Origin of the sequence: Sphingobacterium sp. JUb20 (assembly GCF_004342035.1) — a bacterium.
Classification (GTDB): Bacteria; Bacteroidota; Bacteroidia; order Sphingobacteriales; family Sphingobacteriaceae; genus Sphingobacterium; species Sphingobacterium anhuiense.
In genome coordinates, this window is the sequence record NZ_SLYV01000011.1 from 233,570 (window position 1) to 255,198 (window position 21,629).

19 protein-coding genes are annotated in these 21,629 nt (G+C 35.3%); 16 read left to right on the plus strand and 3 right to left on the minus strand.

The genetic code is table 11. The features are described from left to right. Nucleotides 1–37: 37 nt before the first annotated feature. Both EDF66_RS19240 and EDF66_RS19245 read left to right on the plus strand, forming a co-directional pair. Complete coding sequence (locus tag EDF66_RS19240; RefSeq protein ID WP_243656093.1) at nucleotides 38–937, plus strand: hypothetical protein; 900 nt, start codon at nucleotides 38–40, stop codon at nucleotides 935–937. Continuing rightward, on the plus strand, nucleotides 903–3,314 hold the full coding sequence (locus EDF66_RS19245) for a hypothetical protein (RefSeq protein ID WP_132844392.1): 2,412 nt from the start codon (nucleotides 903–905) through the stop codon (nucleotides 3,312–3,314). Before EDF66_RS19240 ends, EDF66_RS19245 begins: the two co-directional genes overlap by 35 nt. A gap of 5 nt (nucleotides 3,315–3,319) precedes the next feature. On the opposite strand, the gene rsgA is transcribed toward EDF66_RS19245, so the two are convergent. Then, a complete protein-coding gene (rsgA, locus tag EDF66_RS19250) occupies nucleotides 3,320–4,240 on the minus strand; it encodes a ribosome small subunit-dependent GTPase A (protein WP_132844394.1) in 921 nt (306 codons plus the stop codon). Nucleotides 4,241–4,349: 109 nt separating this feature from the next. Between rsgA and polA the strand changes: the two genes are divergently transcribed. The 11 genes from polA (at nucleotide 4,350) to EDF66_RS19305 (ending at nucleotide 17,751) form a co-directional block, all read left to right on the plus strand. Further along, the gene (gene polA / locus EDF66_RS19255; protein ID WP_132844396.1) at nucleotides 4,350–7,136 is read left to right on the plus strand and encodes a DNA polymerase I; all 2,787 of its coding nucleotides are present in this window, start codon (nucleotides 4,350–4,352) and stop codon (nucleotides 7,134–7,136) included. A 22-nt stretch (nucleotides 7,137–7,158) separates the two neighbouring features. Continuing rightward, nucleotides 7,159–8,262: a toxin-antitoxin system YwqK family antitoxin gene (locus EDF66_RS19260; RefSeq protein ID WP_132844398.1), complete on the plus strand. Its 1,104-nt coding sequence runs from the start codon at nucleotides 7,159–7,161 to the stop codon at nucleotides 8,260–8,262. Between the two features lie 35 nt (nucleotides 8,263–8,297). Continuing rightward, a complete protein-coding gene (locus tag EDF66_RS19265) occupies nucleotides 8,298–8,951 on the plus strand; it encodes a phosphatidylserine decarboxylase family protein (RefSeq protein WP_132844400.1) in 654 nt (217 codons plus the stop codon). 69 nt (nucleotides 8,952–9,020) lie between these two features. Then, nucleotides 9,021–10,055 (plus strand): sensor histidine kinase, encoded by a 1,035-nt coding sequence (locus tag EDF66_RS19270; RefSeq protein ID WP_132844402.1) that lies wholly within the window; start codon nucleotides 9,021–9,023, stop codon nucleotides 10,053–10,055. Nucleotides 10,056–10,144: 89 nt separating this feature from the next. Beyond that, on the plus strand, nucleotides 10,145–10,792 hold the full coding sequence (locus tag EDF66_RS19275) for a DUF47 domain-containing protein (protein ID WP_021190730.1): 648 nt from the start codon (nucleotides 10,145–10,147) through the stop codon (nucleotides 10,790–10,792). Nucleotides 10,793–10,824: 32 nt separating this feature from the next. After that, complete coding sequence (locus EDF66_RS19280) at nucleotides 10,825–11,835, plus strand: inorganic phosphate transporter (protein ID WP_132770020.1); 1,011 nt, start codon at nucleotides 10,825–10,827, stop codon at nucleotides 11,833–11,835. A gap of 248 nt (nucleotides 11,836–12,083) precedes the next feature. Next, a complete protein-coding gene (locus tag EDF66_RS19285; protein WP_132844404.1) occupies nucleotides 12,084–13,463 on the plus strand; it encodes an OmpA family protein in 1,380 nt (459 codons plus the stop codon). Nucleotides 13,464–13,641: 178 nt separating this feature from the next. Further along, the gene (locus EDF66_RS19290; protein ID WP_132844442.1) at nucleotides 13,642–15,048 is read left to right on the plus strand and encodes a tetratricopeptide repeat protein; all 1,407 of its coding nucleotides are present in this window, start codon (nucleotides 13,642–13,644) and stop codon (nucleotides 15,046–15,048) included. After that, a complete protein-coding gene (locus EDF66_RS19295; protein WP_132844406.1) occupies nucleotides 15,049–15,792 on the plus strand; it encodes a shikimate dehydrogenase family protein in 744 nt (247 codons plus the stop codon). It abuts the gene before it with no gap. A gap of 82 nt (nucleotides 15,793–15,874) precedes the next feature. Then, nucleotides 15,875–16,516: an MBL fold metallo-hydrolase gene (locus tag EDF66_RS19300; RefSeq protein WP_132844408.1), complete on the plus strand. Its 642-nt coding sequence runs from the start codon at nucleotides 15,875–15,877 to the stop codon at nucleotides 16,514–16,516. A gap of 5 nt (nucleotides 16,517–16,521) precedes the next feature. Continuing rightward, nucleotides 16,522–17,751: an FtsX-like permease family protein gene (locus EDF66_RS19305; RefSeq protein ID WP_132844410.1), complete on the plus strand. Its 1,230-nt coding sequence runs from the start codon at nucleotides 16,522–16,524 to the stop codon at nucleotides 17,749–17,751. Nucleotides 17,752–17,758: 7 nt separating this feature from the next. Here the strand turns inward: EDF66_RS19305 and EDF66_RS19310 are convergent, their stop codons facing one another. Together EDF66_RS19310 and EDF66_RS19315 are read right to left on the minus strand one after the other, a co-directional pair. After that, entirely contained in the window at nucleotides 17,759–18,391 is a 633-nt protein-coding gene (locus EDF66_RS19310) for a hypothetical protein (RefSeq protein ID WP_132844412.1), read from the minus strand. A gap of 62 nt (nucleotides 18,392–18,453) precedes the next feature. Continuing rightward, nucleotides 18,454–18,735, minus strand: coding sequence for a NifU family protein (locus tag EDF66_RS19315; protein ID WP_021190738.1), 282 nt, complete (start codon nucleotides 18,733–18,735; stop codon nucleotides 18,454–18,456). 229 nt (nucleotides 18,736–18,964) lie between these two features. Between EDF66_RS19315 and EDF66_RS19320 the strand changes: the two genes are divergently transcribed. The 3 genes from EDF66_RS19320 to coaBC are packed head-to-tail and all read left to right on the plus strand — an operon-like array spanning nucleotide 18,965 to nucleotide 21,451. Beyond that, entirely contained in the window at nucleotides 18,965–19,906 is a 942-nt protein-coding gene (locus tag EDF66_RS19320; protein WP_132770027.1) for an outer membrane protein assembly factor BamD, read from the plus strand. After that, on the plus strand, nucleotides 19,890–20,219 hold the full coding sequence (locus tag EDF66_RS19325) for a DNA-directed RNA polymerase subunit omega (RefSeq protein WP_132770029.1): 330 nt from the start codon (nucleotides 19,890–19,892) through the stop codon (nucleotides 20,217–20,219). The genes EDF66_RS19320 and EDF66_RS19325 overlap by 17 nt, the downstream gene beginning before the upstream one ends. 20 nt (nucleotides 20,220–20,239) lie before the next feature. Continuing rightward, nucleotides 20,240–21,451: a bifunctional phosphopantothenoylcysteine decarboxylase/phosphopantothenate--cysteine ligase CoaBC gene (gene coaBC, locus EDF66_RS19330; protein ID WP_132844414.1), complete on the plus strand. Its 1,212-nt coding sequence runs from the start codon at nucleotides 20,240–20,242 to the stop codon at nucleotides 21,449–21,451. Nucleotides 21,452–21,629 lie beyond the last annotated feature (178 nt).

Sequence of the window (21,629 nt, forward strand, 5' to 3'; positions counted from 1 at the left end):
GAAGACAAACTATAAGTCCGACACCTTATCACAAAAGATGATACAAGATCTAAAATCAAATACATTATTTGTTCGTATAATGGATATTGATTTTAATGAAGGGGGTATTGAGCCCGTTCCCATCTCTCCAATTTCTTTTGAACAAACTCTTCCATCAAACCAAGCACTTGTGCCTGTTGTATTTATCAACCAAAGAATATTTACAGAATTAGATAGTCTCCAGATTAGAGGAATTGCTCATAAAATGATACCTTTTGTATCTGAAAAGGTTAAACAATCTGGAAAAGAAGACTTTAAAGAATTACAGATTGATTGCGACTGGACCAAAAGCTCCCGTGATAAATTTTTCTATCTGTTAGAATACCTACAAAAGATACCTGAATTAAATGAAGTGACGATAACCACGACATTAAGGCTTCATCAAGTTAAAAATATTCAGTCCAGTGGTATACCTCCTGTAAAAAGAGCAACACTGATGTGCTATAATATGGGAAATTTAAGACAATTTGGAGATCATAATTCTATTTTAAATCAGCAAGATTTAACAACTTACCTGAGTGGAACTCTTAAAGAATATCCTTTAGAATTAGATATTGCTTTACCCCTATTCGATTGGTATGTAGCCTTTCGCGATCATCAATATATTGGTATTTCTAAGTATATCGACAAGAGCGATTTGGATGATAAATCACTCTTTACAAGAAATCCAAAGACGGAATTATTTATTCTGAACCAGGACTTACAAAAAGCGAATCTAAAAAAGGGAGATGTGATCCGTCATGAATTTATAACGAAGGAACAGTTAATAGCAACCGCCAAATTTTTAAATAAAGAACTTCAAGGAAAAGAGAAAAGAATCATCTTCTACCATTTGGCTCCAGAAGTTTTATCGAACTATAATTATGCAGATTTACAAGAAGTTATTGCTGCTTTTTAGCGCTACATTTATGCTCTATTTCAGTGAAATTGCGATTAATATCGCATGTGGTCCCGAAATAGACCCTTATGACAATCAACAGACCTATTTCCTGCCAAACCTGGAAGATAATAGCTATTCCGCTTTTCAGTTTATTCCCTATCAATTTCTCTATACAGAACAGGAACCTGTACTGGAAGCGTCTGTAAATGTTACAGACTGGGTAAATCATTTAGGAAAAAATGTGAAACCAAATGATCTATACGCAGTCATGTACCAATCAAACCCGGAAACAATACAGGTTTTAAAGAATACAGCAACCCTGGATAATCTTCCAGATTCACTTCGAAATAACACATTTATTCAAAGTCTATTTCTTCCTAAAAATAAAAAGGAACTCGCTTACTTTTACTTTACAAAAGAACAAGAACCTGTCACCAATATTGCGCAAGACCCTTGGAGTCCTGATGAGCGTAATTTTGATGAAATAAAGCAATTTGCGCTTGAGGCAGAAAGTAAAATTTCGGCTCATAAGAACAATAGTTTCTTGTGGTTACGTTACGCATATCAAGCGGCAAGATTATTTCTTTTTGCTAAAGAATATGAAAAAAGCATCACCGTTTATGATAAATACATCTCTCGGTCAAAACTGAAATCTCCCGTATTAGGTTGGGCATTATCCAATTATGCAGGTGCTGTAAGGAAAAATGGTGAACCTGCAAAAGCTGCCTTTTTATTTTCTAGTGTATTTACAATATCGCCCGAAAGAAGAGTACTCGCGTACAACAATTTTCATTATATACAAGCAACTGATGCTGAAATTTTTGCCTATACCAAAACTAAAGCAGACAAATTCAATATCAATGCAATCATTGGTTTCAATAACCCAAATAGTACTATTGAATATCTCGAAAACTGTTATAAGCTGGATCCTGCTAATACTATAAATGCCGTACTCCTCACACGGGAGGTTAACAAAATAGAAAATTTCTTCATTAAAGACCATACATTAGGTCATAATATATCGCAGTGGTATCATGATGAAAACAAAGGAGAAATTCAAAAGCACCTCCAAAACATTCGAGAGTTTGCGCTAACCATGTACAAGGATAAAAAATATATTCAACCACAATTAGGCTTAGTTACAGCGGCCTACTTGAGTTGGCTCAATGCCGAAAATGATCTCGCAAAAAAATACTTGAAGATGGTAGAGCCCAAATCTTTAAATGAAAATCTGAAAGATCAGTTACGCATTACAGAAATGTTAACCTTATTGACAGATTGGGAAAAAGAAAAATCCTTAGATGAAAACCAGCTGATTGCAACACTGAAGTGGTTGCAGGAAAAAGCAAAGAAGGAAAAAAACATGGAAAGCAATAATTCATGGAGTTCTTTTGAGAATGGTTCTTACAGTCTTATTTCAAAAAACATCATACAAAATATCGTTGTTAACCAATACCTTATTAAAGGAGATACCGCACTGGCAAGTTTAGCTGCAGTAAAGGGAGATATTTTTTATAACAACGGATACGTTAATGACACACTTGAAAATAACATGCAATACAGTACCATTCGATTTTGGCAAGAAGATTTAACTCCTAAGACCTTAGTACAAGTTCAAAGGTACATACAGTCTCCTGAAAAACAGCCGAAAATGGTCCAGTTTCTACTTGAAGATATCAAAAAAGTAAACAGTAATTATTTAACTGAATTGATCGGGACAGCATATTTAAGAGAATTAGACTTTACAAATGCCGTAAAAACGTTCAAGAAATTACCAGGAACCTATAAATCAAAAGAATACAGCAATTGGTATGCGGAAGAAACAATTGCTCCAAATCCATTCATCGTTACGATCAATGATTATCCTAAAAAGATTGGACAATCAAGTATGACAAAGCTTGAATATGCAGCTCGTATGCTCAAGTACCAAACATTAATAAAGGATGAAAAAAACAATGGTAAAAAAGCCGATTACTATTTTCATATGGCTAATGGCATATATCAAACAAGCACCTATGGTAATGCCTGGTCCTTAGTATCGTACAGCTGGTCATCATATGACAACAATGCCAAACCAGACAGGTATTGGGAAAGAAACTACAAACAGGCAAAAACTGCAAAAGAGTGGTACCTAAAAGCTCGAGATTTGGCTACAAGCCTGGACTTTAAAGCCAAGTGTACCTTTATGCTAGCAAAGTGCGAACAGAAAGACTTCGAATTAAAAGACGACATGAGATGGACATACTATGAAAATAGTAGTGAAAACCCATTTTACCAGTTCTCATTACATAATAAATACTTTCATCAATTAAAATCACAATACAGTAAGACTGCATTTTACCAAACTGCGGTCCATGAATGTACTTATTTAAGAGACTTTATAGCCAGTAAATAATACATTTACATCCGATTGTTCTCGTTATGGTAGATACTTAAATAACTATCATAACGAGAGGATTCGATTTCTCCCTCTTCTACAGCTTCTATAACAACACAACCAGGTTCATTCACATGTCTACAATTGTCAAATCGACATTGGTTCATTAGCGCTCGCATTTCTGGAAAGAAATGTGATAATTCCTGCTTTTCGATATCGACAATTCCTAACTCACGTATCCCAGGAGTATCGATTAATTTTCCACCAAAAGGAAGGTCATACATCTCTGCAAAAGTTGTGGTATGCTTTCCTTTATCAGACCAGTCTGAAATATCACCTGTCTTAACGGCGTACTCTGGAACAATTGAATTCAGTAATGTAGATTTTCCTACTCCCGAATGTCCAGAAATTAAAGTGGTTTTATCTTTAAGCAATTCCTTTAATTGATCTATATTCACGCCGTTCAACGCTGAAACTTCGTAGCATGGATAACCGATACGCTCATAGATACTCTTATAGTCCTGTAAAATAGCTAGTCCCTCATCACTGAACAAATCCAACTTATTGAAAATCAAAACAGCAGGAATACCATATGCTTCTGTAGTAACTAAGAAACGATCGATAAAACCAAGAGAAGTAGGAGGAGAAGCCAATGTTACAACTAAAAAGGCTTGATCCAGATTCGCACCAATAATCTGTGTTTGCTTCGAAAGGTTGACAGATTTACGGATAATATAGTTACGTCTTGGTTCCAATTCATTGATAACAGCACTTTCAAGATCCGGTTCCACTTCAAAATGCACCCAATCTCCAACAGCAACAGGGTTAGTACTTTTAATACCTTTGGTACGAAATTTCCCTTTTATACGACAGTCATAACGTTGTCCATCCTCACCCAGCACCTGATACCAACTACCCGTAGATTTGGTTACTAATCCTCTCATATAAGTTCCTTTTGTGCATATATCATCTTACAAAAATCGTAAAAATTTATTAAACTTAAGGTTTATCGTTTTTATTATCTTTGTAAGAGTTACCTTAAAATTAGCATTCGTGAAAAAACTATTTCTTCTAGATGGAATGGCCCTGATTTACAGAGCCTATTTTGCATTAAACAAAACACCTCGTATTACCTCTAATGGTTTAAATACCGGTGCGATAATGGGATTTACTAACACTTTGTTAGAAATATTAAAAAATCAGAAACCATCTCATTTAGCAGTAGTCTTTGATACTGAGGCACCCACAGCACGTCATATCGAATTTGAATCGTACAAGGCACACCGCGAAAAGATGCCAGAAGATCTTTCAGCATCAATCCCCTATATCTTCAAATTAATCACCGGTTTTAATATTCCTATTATTACGAAGGACGGTTACGAGGCCGATGATATCATCGGAACACTTGCAAAAAAAGCAGAAAAAAAAGGCTTCACAGTTTACTGTATGACGCCAGATAAAGATTTTGGACAGCTTGTGTCTGAAAATATCTTTATTTACAAACCTGCCCGTATGGGTAATGGTGCTGAAATACAGGGGGTAAAAGAAATTCTTGAAAAATGGGAAATAGCTGACGTCAATCAGGTGATCGATATATTAGGTCTTTGGGGTGATGCTGTTGACAATATACCAGGAATACCGGGTATCGGTGAAAAAACAGCTAAAAAATTGATCCAAGAATTTGGCTCAATGGAAAATATCATTGCAAATGCAGATAAATTGAAAGGCAAACAACGTGAAAACGTTGAAAACTATGCTGAACAAGGTTTGATTTCAAAAAAATTAGCCACTATCCTACTGGATGTTCCGGTGGAACTTGAAGAAGAAAATTTATTAATAGAAGAACCTAATAAGGAAATACTAGAACCCTTATTCAACGAACTAGAGTTTAGAACAATTGGTAAACGTGTTTTTGGAGAGAACAATAGTGTTACCGACAGTTCAAAAAATACAAATGGTCAAATGGATTTATTTTCATTACCACAACAGGCCGATATAGAAGAAGAAGTACCGTACTCAGGGCCAGTCAATAGCCTTGAGAACACTCCACATGATTATATTTTAGTGAATACCAAAGAGGAGCAAGAAGCACTAGCAGAACAACTCGCAACACTTTCTAGCTTCTGTTTTGATACTGAATCAACAGGTTTAGATGCTAATTTAGCTGCTATTGTAGGTCTTTCTTTTGCTTTTGAAAAAGGAAAGGCATATTATGTGCCAACCCCTGCAGATCGTGACCAAGCGCAGGATGTGATCAATATTTTTAAACCTGTTTTAGAAAATGAACAAATAGAGAAAATAGGTCAAAACATCAAATACGACATCTTGCTACTAGCGAGATATCAGGTAGGAGTAAAAGGTCCTATTTTCGATACGATGCTTGCTCACTATTTAATCGATCCGGACACCAGACACGGTATGGATGTACTTGCCGAAAATTATCTTAATTACAAGCCCCTTTCTATTACCGAACTAATTGGAAGTAAAGGAAAAAAACAAGGCAATATGCGCGATGTTGAGCTTGAGATCATCAAGGAATACGCTGCTGAAGATGCGGATATCACCTTACAGCTCAAAGAAATTTTCAAACCACTACTGGAGGAAACAAATACGCTAAATTTAGCAAATGAGGTCGAATTTCCATTAGTATATGTTTTATCAGAAATAGAACGTAACGGTGTTCGGATCGATACCGATGCATTACAACAGTTCTCACAAAATCTTGAAATAGATATTCGACAATTGGAAGAGACTATCTATGAAAAAGCAGGTGTGAATTTCAATATCGCTTCACCAAAACAACTTGGAGAAGTACTTTTTGATAAATTAAAATTAGATCCAAAAGCGAAAAAGACCAAAACAGGTCAATATAAAACAGGCGAAGACGTTTTATTGGCTTTAGCTTATAAATCAGATATCGTACAAGATATATTAAGTTTCAGGCAGTTACAAAAACTAAAATCGACCTATGTAGATGCACTCCCTGGTTTGATCAACCCCGACACCGGTTTAATTCATACTTCATACAATCAAGCTGTCGCTGCGACTGGCCGTTTAAGTTCAACGAACCCCAACTTGCAAAATATTCCGATTCGCACAGAAAGAGGCCGTGAGGTTAGAAAAGCATTTATTCCGCGTCATGAAAATAATGTTATACTTTCTGCCGATTATTCTCAAATTGAACTGCGTCTCATTGCAGAGTTGAGTAAAGATCCAAATATGATGGAAGCATTTACTTCCGGTCATGACATTCACCGCGCCACAGCAGCCAGAGTTTATGGTTTAGAGCTAGAGGAGGTAACATCAGATCAACGTAGAAATGCAAAAGCCGTAAATTTTGGTATTATCTATGGTCAATCTGCATTTGGGCTATCCCAAAGTCTTGCTATTCCCCGTAAAGAAGCGGCAGAAATTATTGATCAGTACTTTAGTCAATATGCCGGTATAAAAAAATACATGAGCGAAGTTTTAGACTTTGCAAAAGAAAATGGATATGTCGAAACAATCCTCAAAAGAAGACGTTATTTAAGAGATATCAACTCGGCCAATATGACTGTTAGGGGCTTTGCTGAACGAAATGCCATTAATGCTCCTATTCAGGGATCGGCAGCAGATTTAATTAAAATAGCCATGCTTGGAATCCAGAAAGAGATTGCCGAGCAGGGATTATCCGGTAAGATGATTATGCAGGTACATGATGAGCTTGTATTTGATGTCCCAGAAAATGAGGTAGAAATTTTCAAAGAAATCATTCAAACAAAAATGACGACCGCGATTAAGACAGAAATTCCACTGGTAGTAGAGATTGGACAAGGTAAAAACTGGCTGGAAGCGCATTAATAACATTTTGTAAACAAGAATTATGAAAAAATTTCTGTTCATATTATCATCCTTGATTTTGTTGCTAAATTTTGCCTTTGGACAAGATAAAGCTATCTATTACGAAAAATTAGATAGCAATATGTTCCGATTCTATTTTGATAAGAATTATTATTTAGCTGACAAATCTTGTGAGTTTAAATCCATAGAACGTGTTGCTACATTAAATCCGAAGACGCAAAAATTTGACGGTGCATTTAAAGACTTTAATAACAATGGTCGTTTAATTCTAGAGGGATCCTATATTAACGGAAGTAAAGAAGGTATTTTTAAAGCATATCATCCAAATGGAATCGTGAAATGGGATGCGACATTTAAAAATGATATGCCGATGGGTGACGTTATACATCGTTACCCAAGTGATAAAGTGGCGATGAAACTTTTGTATACCGATAGCGTTATCTTAATTCAGGATTTTTGGCTTCCAGATGGAACACAGAAAGTAAAAAACGGGGAAGGAAACTACTCCTTTTCCATACCATTTGAAGGCTACAATCAATATGGTTTCGAATATTATCTTGGAAAGGGAAAAATAAAAAATGGTAAACAAGAAGGAAATTGGCAAATTTTAGGTCATGATAAGGGAGGTAAGCAGACATTAATTGCATTGGAAAAATATCAAAACGGCAATCTACTAATCGGAGAGGATTACTTTTTGGACAATAATTACCGACATAGTAAATTTGGAATTATTCCTTATGATGTTTTTGCTAGAGGAGAATTTCTTACATTCAAAGCATGTAACTTTGACGATTTTTCCAATTTCAATATGTTCATTAGTAAAGAATTAACAAATTCATTGATCCGAATCAATGCAGAAAACTTTACAGAAGATAGTTTTGAATACAAAACTAAATTAGATAAAGAAGGGAATCCTTCAAAAGTAGATTTTATAAAAAAGACATCCTCTGAAAATCTTAATCATATACTAGAACAATTAATTGTGGATATCAGCTTCTATTATCCTTCATTAGAAAATGGTAAACCAATAGCTGATATCCTTACAGTGACAGGTAAAATGTACAAGAATTCGGAAGGAAAAAATATAGTCCTACCGATAATAATTCATCGAGAAAAAGGACAATAGGACTATTTGATTATATTTGCAAAAAACTTATAGACATGAAATTTCACAAAGAAGGATATACAAGTCTGGCAATTACTGTTTTAGTGATATTTATTGCTAACGCAATCGCGGACTATTATGATGCTCCTGAAGTTATTAAATGGATTATTTACATCCTTTCAGCATTTCTTTTTATTACGATTGTTCAATTTTTCCGTAGTCCAACAAAACAAATCGTTGTACAGGAAGGAACGATCTTATGTCCTGCAGATGGGAAAGTTGTTGTGATAGAGGAAACAGAAGAGAACGAATATTTTCATGACAGAAGATTACAGGTTTCCATCTTCATGTCACCTATAAATGTACACGTGAATCGTAACCCGATTTCTGGCATGGTCAGCTATTTCAAATACCATCCAGGAAAGTTTTTAGTCGCTTGGCATCCAAAATCTTCAACAGACAATGAAAGAACAACTGTAGTTGTTAAAAACGCTAATGGCGTAGAAGTTCTTTTTAGACAAATCGCAGGAGCACTTGCCCGTCGTATTGTTTGGTATGTAAAAGAAAATGATCATGTAACGCAAGGTTCGGAATTTGGCTTTATTAAATTCGGATCTCGCGTAGATTTATTCCTTCCTTTGGGAACACAGATCGATGTCAATATTGGCGATAAAGTAGTGGGAGGTAAAACAATCATAGGAAAATTATAACAATTTATTAATAAAGGAATCACTAACTTAGGCTTTGGTATTTTTACTAAAGCCTTTTTTATTACATACATGAATTTTAGACAGCTTGTTTTAAATTGTTCATTAGCCGTAGGATTAGCTATTTCTGCTGTTAGTTTTTACTATCATTCGGACTGGAAATCATTCCTCATTATTTTCGCCGTTTCTACGCTGATCAGTTTTCTCATGTTCAACTTTGTATTTGAACGCTATATTTATAAAAGGATCAATACCATGTACAAACTGATTCATAACCTAAAATTAGGTAAGGATCTAAAGGACGCATTGGGTGAACATGTTACAGCAGATCCTATAGGAGATGCTGAAAATGAGGTCAAGGCATGGGCAAAAGCAAAGAAAATAGAAATAGAACAACTTAGATCACAGGAGAAGTTTCGAAGAGAATTTTTGTCAAATGTGTCACACGAGTTTAAAACTCCCTTATTCTCCATACAAGGATATATAGAAACATTACAGGATGGGCTGATGGAAGAGGATATCGAGATGGCTAAGACATTTCTAAACAAAGCATCTAAAAATGTAGATCGTTTGAATTACCTCATTCAAGATTTAGACGAAATCTCAAAACTTGAATCTGGTAAAATGGTTTTAAATATCGAAAAATTTGATATCGTAGAACTTATTAAAGAGACAAAAGAATCTCTGGATGACAAAGCAAAAGCACATAATATAGAGATTCAACTAAAAACTAAACCTGGTACTCCCTACTGGGTGAAAGCCGACAAGCATAAGATTAGTCAAGTACTTGTCAATTTAATTGAGAATTCCATTAAATATGGTAAGAACGGGGGCAAAAGCCAAATCAGGATATTCCCGCTATTTGAACAAGTTTTGGTGGAGATAACAGATGATGGCTATGGAATTGAAGAGAAAAATCTAAGCCGTGTTTTCGAACGATTTTATAGAATCGATAAAAGTAGATCTAGGGGAATAGGTGGCTCTGGCCTTGGTTTATCCATTGTTAAACACATTATTGAAGCCCATCAGCAAAATGTAAATGTAAGAAGTACAGAAGGTATAGGTACAACATTTGGGTTTACTTTAGAAAAAGTTTCGCAGATCTAATGTTAACAAAACGCAACTTAACATTCCTCAAAACTTAACATTAACTTAACATTAACTTAGTAATTTCGCAAAAAATAATTAATAATGATATGTCTTTAAATAGCATTTTTCAGTATTTCGTTCCTAAGGATAAAAAGTTTTTCCCTTTATTTGAACAAGCAGGTAGTAATTTGATAGAAATGTCTAAGCTACTTAAAGAAGCCGTTAACGCTAGTGACGCGGAAAAACGTAAAGAAATCGTTCGCAAAATCGAAGATTTAGAACATAAAGGTGACAACATCACACACCAAATACACTTAGAATTAGGTAAAAATTTTATCACTCCTTTTGACCGTGAGGATATCCACGCATTAGCAAGCTCACTAGACGACGTTGCTGATTTCATTAATGGTGCTTCTAATAAAATGGATCTATACAAGGTTCAAAAAGCAACTGAACCCATGATAGAAATGGCGGATCTGATCGTTGAGGCTACTGACCATGTTGCAAAAGCAATTTTTGAATTAAAAGATTTAAAAAATATTCGTAACATCACAGATTCTTGTGTTCGTATCAACAGTGTTGAAAATAAAGCTGATTATATATTTGACAAAGCGGTAGCTGACTTATTCGAATTCGAAAAAGATGCGATTACTTTAATTAAACACAAAGAAGTATTATCTGCAATGGAAGACGCTACAGACAAATGTGAAGACGTAGCAAATGTATTAGAAAGCATCTTGGTTAAAAACGCATAATTGCGAATTTAGCATATTAACACATTCATATTATGATGTCAACATTATTAATTGTTGTAATTATACTAGCGATTGCTTTTGACTACATTAATGGTTTTCATGATGCGGCCAACTCAATTGCTACAGTTGTTTCAACAAAAGTACTAACCCCCTTTATGGCAGTATTGTGGGCCGCGATTTTCAACTTCGCAGCTTACTTTTACTTTACCGACCATAAAGTGGCCAATACGGTTGCAAAAACTGTATTAGAAGAATATATTACATTAGAAGTTATTTTTGCTGGTTTACTAGCCGCAATAGGTTGGAACCTTTTCACTTGGTACTATGGTGTACCATCCAGCTCTTCTCACACGCTTATTGGTGGATTTGCAGGTTCAGGTATGGCTTATGCTTTCATTGTAGGTGGAGATCCAATCCATGCGATTAATATTGATGCAACATTAAAAATCATTGCATTTATTGTCCTCGCCCCCATTATTGGGATGATCATATCCATTATCATCACCCTTGTCATTATTAACATTGCCAAAAACTCACGACCTGCAGTGGCAGAGAAATGGTTTAAAGTATTACAACTTGTTTCTTCTGCGGCATTAAGTTTTGCTCATGGTGGTAATGATGCGCAAAAAGTAATGGGTATCATCTTAGTAGCTATGGTTGCAGGAGGTTATTTACCAAACACAGAGCATATGCCTGAGTGGATTCCATTAACATGTTATCTAGCAATTTCATTGGGAACAATGAGTGGTGGTTGGAAAATTGTAAAAACAATGGGTACTAAAATTACGAAAGTGACTCCTCTGGAAGGTGTAGCAGCAGAAACTGCAGGTGCCTTGACTTTAGGACTTACTGAACACTTCGGTATTCCAGCTTCTACTACGCATACCATCACCGGTTCAATTATCGGGGTAGGTATTGTTAAAAGAGTTTCGGCAGTAAGATGGGGGGTTACCATTAGTTTATTATGGGCCTGGGTATTAACTATTCCTGTCTCTGCATTGCTTGGCGCGATCACATTGTTTATTATACACTACATATTGTAATAATTTAAAGTATTTTCTCAAAAAAATATAAAGTAAAACAAAAATTTGGTACATTCGTCCGGATTTTTGTTTTACTGCTTTGCAATAAAAGCGGGAAAAATGAGTTTTTATTATAGTAAGAATTAAAACAATTGATCCTTTTTTAATTTCGGCACGGTGTTTGATTATTTCAAACCGTGATTGCACTTTAAACAATTGCATACAAAACAAGAACAATTAAAATTTAATAATAACCTTAAAACAAGAGTATGAACTATTCTACAATTAAAAAAACAGCTGTTGCTGCTTCCTTAGTTGCCGCTTTAGGCTTCGCTGATGTAGCACAAGCTCAAACTGTATTTGGTGGAAGATCACAATACAGAACTTGGTCAATCGGTGTTCAAGGTGGTATCACTACACCTAACGCTTTGATCGGTGGTAACAATGCTTTCGGTCAGAAAGTTGGTTACTTCCAAAATAAAGTAGGTGAGTACTACGGATTAACAGTTCGTAAACAATTTTCTCACTTATTTGGTTTAGAAGTTGAAGGTAACCGTGGTAAAATCAAAACTTTTAACCATGCTGAGTCAGGACCTGCTGTAGAGAACAAAGGTGGTGCTAAATCTGCTGAAACTGAAGTTAACTGGGCTGCTAGCTTAAATGGTGTATTCCAATTAGGTACTATCGATTTCTTGAGAAGAGAAAATTCAGTAAACTTTTACGCTAAAGTTGGTTTAGGTGTTATGGCTTATAACCCTGTTCAATATGCTAACAATGACTTCACTGGAACTGTTGTTTATGACAACAAAGGTAAAGTTGGTGAGGCTGTATTTGGCGATAGAGAATACAAAGGTGATAGAGATTACCGTTTAGGTATGTACGTTCCAGTTGGAGTTGGTGCTAAATTCAAATTATCTGAAGTTGTTGCTTTAAACTTAGGTTACACAATGAACTTCACTGATGAGGCTTTATTATACGGACCAAGCAGACAAGGAACTAGCAAACAACGTTTCTCTAACGTATACGGTGGTTTAGAATTCACTTTAGGTTCAAGAGACAAACAAAACTTGACTTTTGCTAACCCAGTTGCTACAATGTATGATGAGTTGAAAGATCCTTCATTACGTAACGAAGTTGAAGCTTTAAAACAACGCGTATCTACTTTAGAAGGTACAGTTAATGCTTTAAATACTGATTCTGACGGTGACGGTGTTTCTGATAAATTCGATAAAGAGCCTAACTCTCCTGCAGGTGCAGTAGTTGATGGATCTGGTCGTCAAATCAAATTCCCTGAGCCAGTTGCAAATGAATTCACTTCATCAAACGGTTACGTTGCTCCTATTCAATTTGAATTTGATAGCTCTGTATTGAAAACTCAATCTTACGCTACATTAGACAAAGTTGCTAAAGAAGTACGTGATAACAACTCATCTGTTACTTTAGATGGTTACGCATCTGCTGAAGGTTCTGAAGCTTACAACGTTTCTTTATCTAAAGACCGTGCTAACGCAGTAAAACAATACTTAGTTAACGCTGGTGTTGCTTCTTCTAAAATCACAGCTAACGGTTACGGTGAGGCTAATCCAGTAGCATCTAATGCAACTGAAGAAGGTCGTGTTCAAAACCGTCGTGTTGAGATCAAAAAATAATTATAGCTAACATATAATTTAGAAAGCCGATTCTTGCGAATCGGCTTTTTTATTTTGCATACTTTAATCCGTATCTTTGTAAAGTGAAATTAATTTTGTTAGTAAATTAATTAGACATAGTTATTAAAAATCACTATTTTCAACTAAGTTGGGTTTATTGATAGATTAAACAAGGATGATGGAAGAGGAATTTGATTTTGAATCCCCTGAGGAAAGAAAAATCTCGGTGGATCGGTACGAAGAAATGATTAGGAACGAAGACCAATATTTCTTTGATTCCAAAGCATTTGAAGGGATTATAGACTATTATATTGAAAAAAATGATCCTATAAAAGCATTGCAGGTTGCCGATTATGCAATTAATCAGCATCCTTTTGATATTACATTTTTACTCAAACAGGCACAACTCTATTCTTCAACACAGCAATTTGATAAAGCATTGCATGCACTGGCAAAAGCGGAATTGTTAGAACCCTCTGAAGGAGATATTTTTTTTATCCGAGGCGGAGTCTATGGTTCTAGAGGTCAATTTAACGAAGCCAAAGAACAATTATTCCAAGCATTGAGCCTTTCAGACAATAAGGATGAAATCTATTTCCACATTAGCGTAGTTTATCAGGGAGAAGGTGATTTTGAAAAAGCGATTTACTATTTAAAGAAAACGCTTGAACTCAATATGGAAAATCAAGAAGCACTTTATGAACTTGCTTACTGCTATGACATATTGGACAAACAAGAGGAGAGCGTAGAGTTTTATAAAAAATACATCGATTCTGAGCCTTACTCTTATTATGCCTGGTATAATCTAGGTAACGCTTATCACAAGCTTACGCAATATCCGGAAGCTATTGATGCTTACGATTATGCTATTTTAATTAAAGAAAATTTTTCTTCAGCATATTTCAATAAAGGCAATGCTTTAGTAAACCTTGATCGCTACCAGGAGGCTCTAGAGGTTTATAAACAAACTTTTGAATATGAAAAACCTAGCGCCGACACCTATTGTGCTATAGGGGAGTGCCTAGAAAAATTAGAGCAAATGGAAGAAGCTCGAGTCTTCTATAAAAAAGCAGTCAAAATGGACGGTGATTTAGCAGATGCCTGGTTTGGGATAGGCGTTACACTAGACTTTGAAGAAAGACACTTTGAATCACTCCATTTTTATAAAAAAGCACTTGAACTTGACGATGCTAATCCAGATTACTGGTTTGCAATCGCGGATGCGCGCTATAAATTAAAACAGATTGATCTTGCACAAGAAGCATATGCTAAGGTTGTCACATTAAATCCACTAGATGTTGATGCCTGGTTAGATTATTCTTCTATCTTCTTTGAACAAGATAAAGTAGATGAAGCAATAGAAATTGTATCGGAGGCTATTACGAATAATCCAGAAGCTGCCGAATTATATTTTAGAATGGTAGCCTATTTATTTGCTAATGGCAAGTATAATGATGCTATTGTGTTTCTTGAATTAGGATTGGCAACCGACCCTGAAAAACATTATATTCTTTTTGATTACCTTCCGCAATTGCAAGGAAATCATATTATTTCAGAAATCATAAAAAAATATACTCCTAAATAAATGAAGAAATTAGGACTCATCGGTTTTCCATTAGAACATTCATTTTCTAAAAAATACTATCTGGATAAATTTGATAAAGAAATTATTACAGATATTAACTATGATTTATATAGTATAGAAGACATTCGGGAATTTGAACGGATTTTTAACGATCAAAACTTTTATGGTGTTAATGTAACAATACCACATAAGATCAATGTGCTACCTTATCTTCAGGAGCTATCTCCTGAGGCCCAAGCTATTCAAGCGGTCAACTGTATTCAGATTAAACATATGCCGTCAGGACCTTACTTAAAAGGCTTCAATACGGATGTTTACGGCTTTAAAGAATCGCTGAAACCACTGCTGGAAGAGCAACATACAAAAGCATTGATTCTAGGCAATGGGGGTGCGGCGAAAGCTGTGGAGTATGCATTAAATGAACTTGGAATTACTTATAAATTTGTTAGCCGGAATAAAAGTGAAAATAATCTGATCTACAGCGAACTTGATGCCGACATCCTCAATGAACATTATATTATTATTAACTGTTCGCCTGTTGGGACTTTCCCTAATATTGAAGATGCACCCAATATTCCCTATGAATATATTGGCAATAAGCATTTATTATACGATCTTGTTTATAATCCAGCAGAAACCGCATTTCTTAAAAAAGGGAAAAACAATGGTGCAAAAATTAAGAATGGGCTGGAAATGCTTGAGCTTCAGGCAGAAAAAAATTGGGAAATTTGGAATGAATTGTAATTACAATTATTCATTCACAGTGGCCTTATAGAAGATCAGTTGAATACTTTACATTCGAAATAAAACTTTATTTTTACAAATTATGTTGCAGATCAAGACTTTTACCTTTAACCCTTACCAAGAAAATACGTACGTCATTTATGATGAACAAAAAAACTGTGTCATCATTGATCCCGGCATGTATGGACCTGCTGATGAAAGAACGTTGACAGACTTCATTGAGCAAAATAGTTTAAATCCAAAGATCTTATTAAATACACATTGTCACATTGACCATGTGCTAGGTAATAGATTTATATTTGACACTTACGGTCTTTATCCCCAGTTTCATGAGGGAGAACTTCCGGTATTGATCGAGGTACAGAACTATGCTCCACAAATGGGTTTCAGGTATGATATCTCCCCGATTGGAGAAACATTTCTTACTGAAGAAAATGTGATAAAGATTGGTGATCATGAATTGAAAATTATATTTGCTCCTGGTCATTCCCCTGCTCATTTATGCTTTTATAGTGAGCCGCAAAAATTTCTGATTGGCGGCGATGTTTTATTTAAAAACAGCATTGGTAGAACAGATCTTCCAGGAGGTAACCATGATTTGTTATTAAAGAATATCAAGGAAAAAATATATATACTTCCCGATGAAGTTACTATTTATCCTGGGCATGGACCGACTACGACCATCGGTTTTGAAAAAGCGACCAATCCATTTATTAGAGGCTAATCACAATGAACCTACCATACCTTTTTGCTAAAAGATACTTATTTTCAAAAAAATCTGTTAATGCGATCAACATTATATCAGGTATTAGCATCGTTGGCGTTATGGTAAGCAGTGCAGCACTCATTATCTTACTTTCTTCTTTTAACGGTATGGAAAACCTGATAATTTCTATGTACAGCCAGTTTGTGCCAGAAATAAAGATAGAACCTGCCCAAGGAAAGCTGTTTGATGCTAATCAACCTCCTATCCTTGCGTTAAAGAAAGATTCCAATGTAATCGATTACACCGAAGTACTGCAGGAAAAGGTACTATTGGAATACGATAACCGCCAGTATATTGGTACTATTAAAGGTATTCAGGCAAATTCAATAGACCATAAAAGCAAAGATAGTTTATTAATAAGTGGAAGTTATACCTTGCAAACTGACAGTATTCCATCTGCGGTTATTGGAGCAGGTGTTCAAGCAAACTTGGGCGTATCTATTCACAGTGGCCTCCGTAATATTGATGTATATTCACCTAGAAAGGGGGCTAAAAATGCAGCAAATCCTGCCGATGAATTTAATATCAGATCTATACAGCCAAAAGGAATATTAAAAAGTCAACAAGATTTTGACAATTTAATTATCACCCCAATTTCATTTGCACAAGAAGTGCTTGGAGAATATGATCGCGTTTCAGCAATTGAATTTTATGTAAAAGACAAAGCAAATCTTCAACATTTCAAAAAGAAACTACAGACGGATCTTGGAGAAAAATATATTGTAAAAAACAGAGAAGAACAAAATCCGACTCTTTATAAAAATGTTCGCGTTGAAAGATGGGCCGTATTTTTTATTTTGACATTGATCAGTATAATTGCCCTTTTCAATATTGTAGGATCCTTAACCATGCTCGTACTAGATAAAAAAGAAGATATGAACATCTTAAAGAATCTCGGTGCTAACAGCTCGTTAATACAAAGAATATTTTTCTATGAAGGACTAATGATATCCTTAGTGGGTTGTGTAACGGGCTTGCTAATTGGTTACATCTTTTGTTATTTACAAATAAACTATGGTATCATAAAAGTGGAAGAGGGAGCTAATATGTTAATTGACAGCTACCCCATTGCAATCCGTTGGACAGACTTTGTCATCGTCTTCTTTACCATAACAAGTATAGCCGGATTAATTGCCTATTTTACTTCGAAAATAAGTGTACTGGAATTAAATAAATTAGAAGCGACAGAATAAAGGATAGTTACTTCCCTTTTTTCCCTTTGGAAATTTGTTGAATTAAGCTGCCCCAAGCAAAAGGGTTTAATAGAGGATTCGCATACCGCTGATTAATAACTTTATTATTCATACTGCGATGATTATCATTTACATTATAATTATGCATCTCATCGGCAGTTCGAGGTACTCTAGCTGCCAAAGCATCTAAAGATTCCTTCGACAAATTTCGCTTCGCACGAATAATATTGTCTGAATCAACCTCCAGATTCATAAATGCAATGTTAAATTCCTCAATACTTGCCCAAGGATAAGGTGTCACCATCGGTAACTCCGTAATCAGATTTTTCATAACGATCGCCGTAGACAAACGATCACCCTGAATATTTGGAATAACATACATTAAGGTCTCATAACCGACAGATGTAAAACGAAGCGTGTCTCCGACATGCGCTACAAAAGAGAAAAAGCCCTCGTTATTGGCCATATAGGCTTCATTGCGAAAGCTTTCATTCGTTATAGTTGTATAGCCCACAGGAAGACCAGAGCTAATCGTTTCTACAATACCACTAAACTGCAAGATTTTGCGCTCTTGTGAATATGAAGCATACCCCGAGAGAATGAAAAATAGAACAAAAATAAAGTGGTAGTTGAATTTCATAGCACAAATCTAAGACATTAACAGTTACACTGCTGTTAAATTGTGTTAATTAAAGCGGTCAATTATAATGCCTTAGGTGTCGGCAAACTAGCATTAGGGTCATTCATGTCCGTAATATTAATCGCTTCCACAGCAGTAATTTCAGGTACAGCCTTTCTAATAGCTTGTTCAAGACCAGCCTTAAAAGTCATAATACTCATAGAGCATGAAGCACATGCCCCTAATAATTTCAAACGAACAACATTATCTGCAGTGATTTCTTCCACACTAACATCACCACCATCAGTTTCCAAATACGGTCTAATTGTATCCAATGCTTGTTCAACTCTTTCTTTTAATGTCATACTAAAAACAATTTGAATGTAAATATAATCAAAATTTACTAAAATGATAAGAAGACTATCCGATTGATACTGTTTTTAAACAAGCAAATGACAATAGTATAAACATTCTAGAATTTATGGTTAAAAAAAGTTAATATGATTAAATTCATTGTATAGCTTCCAATATTGCACTATATTGCAACATAAAAATTTAATTGATTAGTATTACAAATTCACTTATCTTTGTAAAATGTTTTTAAATAGGCGTATAGCGGCTTTATGTGCCGGAATTTTGTTATTGGTATCGTTCAGTAGCTGTAAGAGTAAGTTTGAGAAGTTGCGAGCAAGCAATAATATCGCTCAGAAGTACGAAGAAGCGGTAAAACTATACGAAAACAAAAAATATAGCAAGGCTTTAATATTGTTCGAAGATTTAAGAACTAAATTTAGAGGACAGGCCGAAGCAGAAAATTTATATTATTTCACAGCTTTTGCAAGCTACAGACTAAAGGATTACACCTCTGCACGTTATCATTTTAAAGATTTCGCAGATGTTTATCCCAATAGTCCTAGAGCCGAAGAATGTCGTTTTATGTCTGCATATTGTTATTATCTAGATTCTCCAAAATCAAGTCTTGACCAAGAGAATACAAGGAAAGCAATCGATGCACTACAGTTATTTGTCAATTTGTATCCTGAATCTGAAAGGGCAAAAGAAGCTGGTGAATTAATTCAAAAGCTGCGTGATAAATTAGAGCTTAAAGCATTTTCAAATGCTAGGTTGCTCTATGACATGGGATTAAACGATGACTATAGAGCTGCTGTGATTGCATTGCAAAATGTATTGAAAGCCTATCCTGATACCAAGTATGCAGAAGAAATTGAGTACCTTACGGTAAAGTCTCAGTATAAACTTGCAACTCAGAGTAGTCCTGTCAAGCAAGCAGATCGCTTTTCTGAAGTTATTGACTATTATCGCTCTTTTGCAATGTCATTCCCGAATAGCAAATATATGAAGGAAGTTGAATCTCTTCGTGATAGCGCCGAGAAAAAAATGAAAACTGCGGCGACCTACATGGCAACTGTTAATAAAGCTATAGCCGAACAAGAAAAAGAAAGAAAAGCAGCAATAGCCGCTAAAGAAAATAAAGATAATAAAGATAATACCCAAAAAAATGAGTCAAAAAAATAACAGCACTGTAGCAACTTCAACTGTAACTCGTGATTTAAGACAATTAGACACCGTTACCGACAATATTTATGAGTCAATCGTAGTGATCAGCAAACGTGCTAATCAAATTTCTGTTGACATCAAAGAGGAGTTGAATAGCAAACTTGCAGAATTTGCTACTAACAATGATAACTTAGAAGAGGTATTCGAAAACCGTGAGCAAATTGAAATCTCAAAACACTATGAGCGTATGCCAAAAGCTACACTTATTGCGATTGATGAATTCTTACACGATAAGGTTTATTTCAGAAATCCCGCTAAAGAGCAAGAATAATTTGCTTTATCTCAGTTGATATGAGCTTAGCTAAAAAAAATATTGTGATTGCTGTATGCGGTAGTATTGCCGCATACAAAATTGCACATTTGACTAGACTGCTAGTTAAAGAAAAAGCGAATGTTCAGATCATTATGACAAAAGAAGCGGCTGAATTTATTACCCCACTCACGTTGTCAACCCTTTCAAATAACCCCGTTTTAATCGATTATTTCGATCCTAAAACAGGGGAATGGAATAATCATGTCCATATCGGATTACAAGCTGATCTGATACTGGTTGCACCAGCAACTGCCAATACTATTGGAAAACTCGCAAATGGAATCTGTGATAGCTTGTTAACTGCGGTCTACCTATCTGCAAAATGTCCTGTGTTTATAGCTCCTGCGATGGATCTAGACATGTGGAAACATCCCTCGACTCAAAACAATATCCGCTTAGTCCAATCCTATGGAAACAGAATAATTCATCCCGGTAATGGAGAACTAGCTAGCGGCTTAATTGGAGAAGGAAGACTTGCAGAACCTGAAGAAATTTTAGATTTTATTACGCAAAGCTTTTCTCCTCAACTCCCTTTAAGCGGAAGGAATGCATTAGTCACTGCTGGACCTACATATGAAGCGATAGACCCTGTACGATTTATTGGGAATCATTCTAGTGGAAAAATGGGCTATGCTTTAGCAAAACAGCTTGTAGCTCTTGGTGCTAAGGTAACCTTAATCAGTGGACCTACCGCTTTAGATGCCCCGCAAAACGTAGATCGTATTCAAGTTACTTCTGCACATGAAATGCTTGAAGCTGTCGTACAACATTTTTCACAATCAGACATTATTGTTATGAGTGCTGCTGTTGCGGATTATACTCCGATCGAAGTTGCTTCGCAGAAAATAAAAAAGAAAGAAGATCAATTCTCCATTGCACTCAAGAAAACGACAGATATTCTAGCATCTATCGGAACTAAGAAAACAGAAAAACAGCTCTTAATCGGCTTTGCTTTAGAAACAAATAACGAAGTTGAGCATGCAAAAGATAAATTAATGCGTAAAAACCTGGATTTCATTGTCTTAAATTCAATGCAGGATAAAGGAGCAGGTTTTGCAACAGATACCAATAAAGTAACTGTAATTGACCGTTTTCAGCATATTCAAGAATTTACATTAAAATCAAAAGAAGATGTTGCAAAAGATATTTGTCAACTGATCGTACAACACCCTATTTTAACTCAAAAATAGTACTATTAACTATAGCTTCTCCTCAAAAGCTGAACAAGATACTATTCCATCATAATTAAAACTGATCAGATATTGCACGATCTCTTACCAAGCTGTTCCCTGTTAGATCACCCCATCATAAAACAAATAACAGTTTTCTAAATATTTTCCAAGAGCCTTTTTCATTCAAGAAAAGATT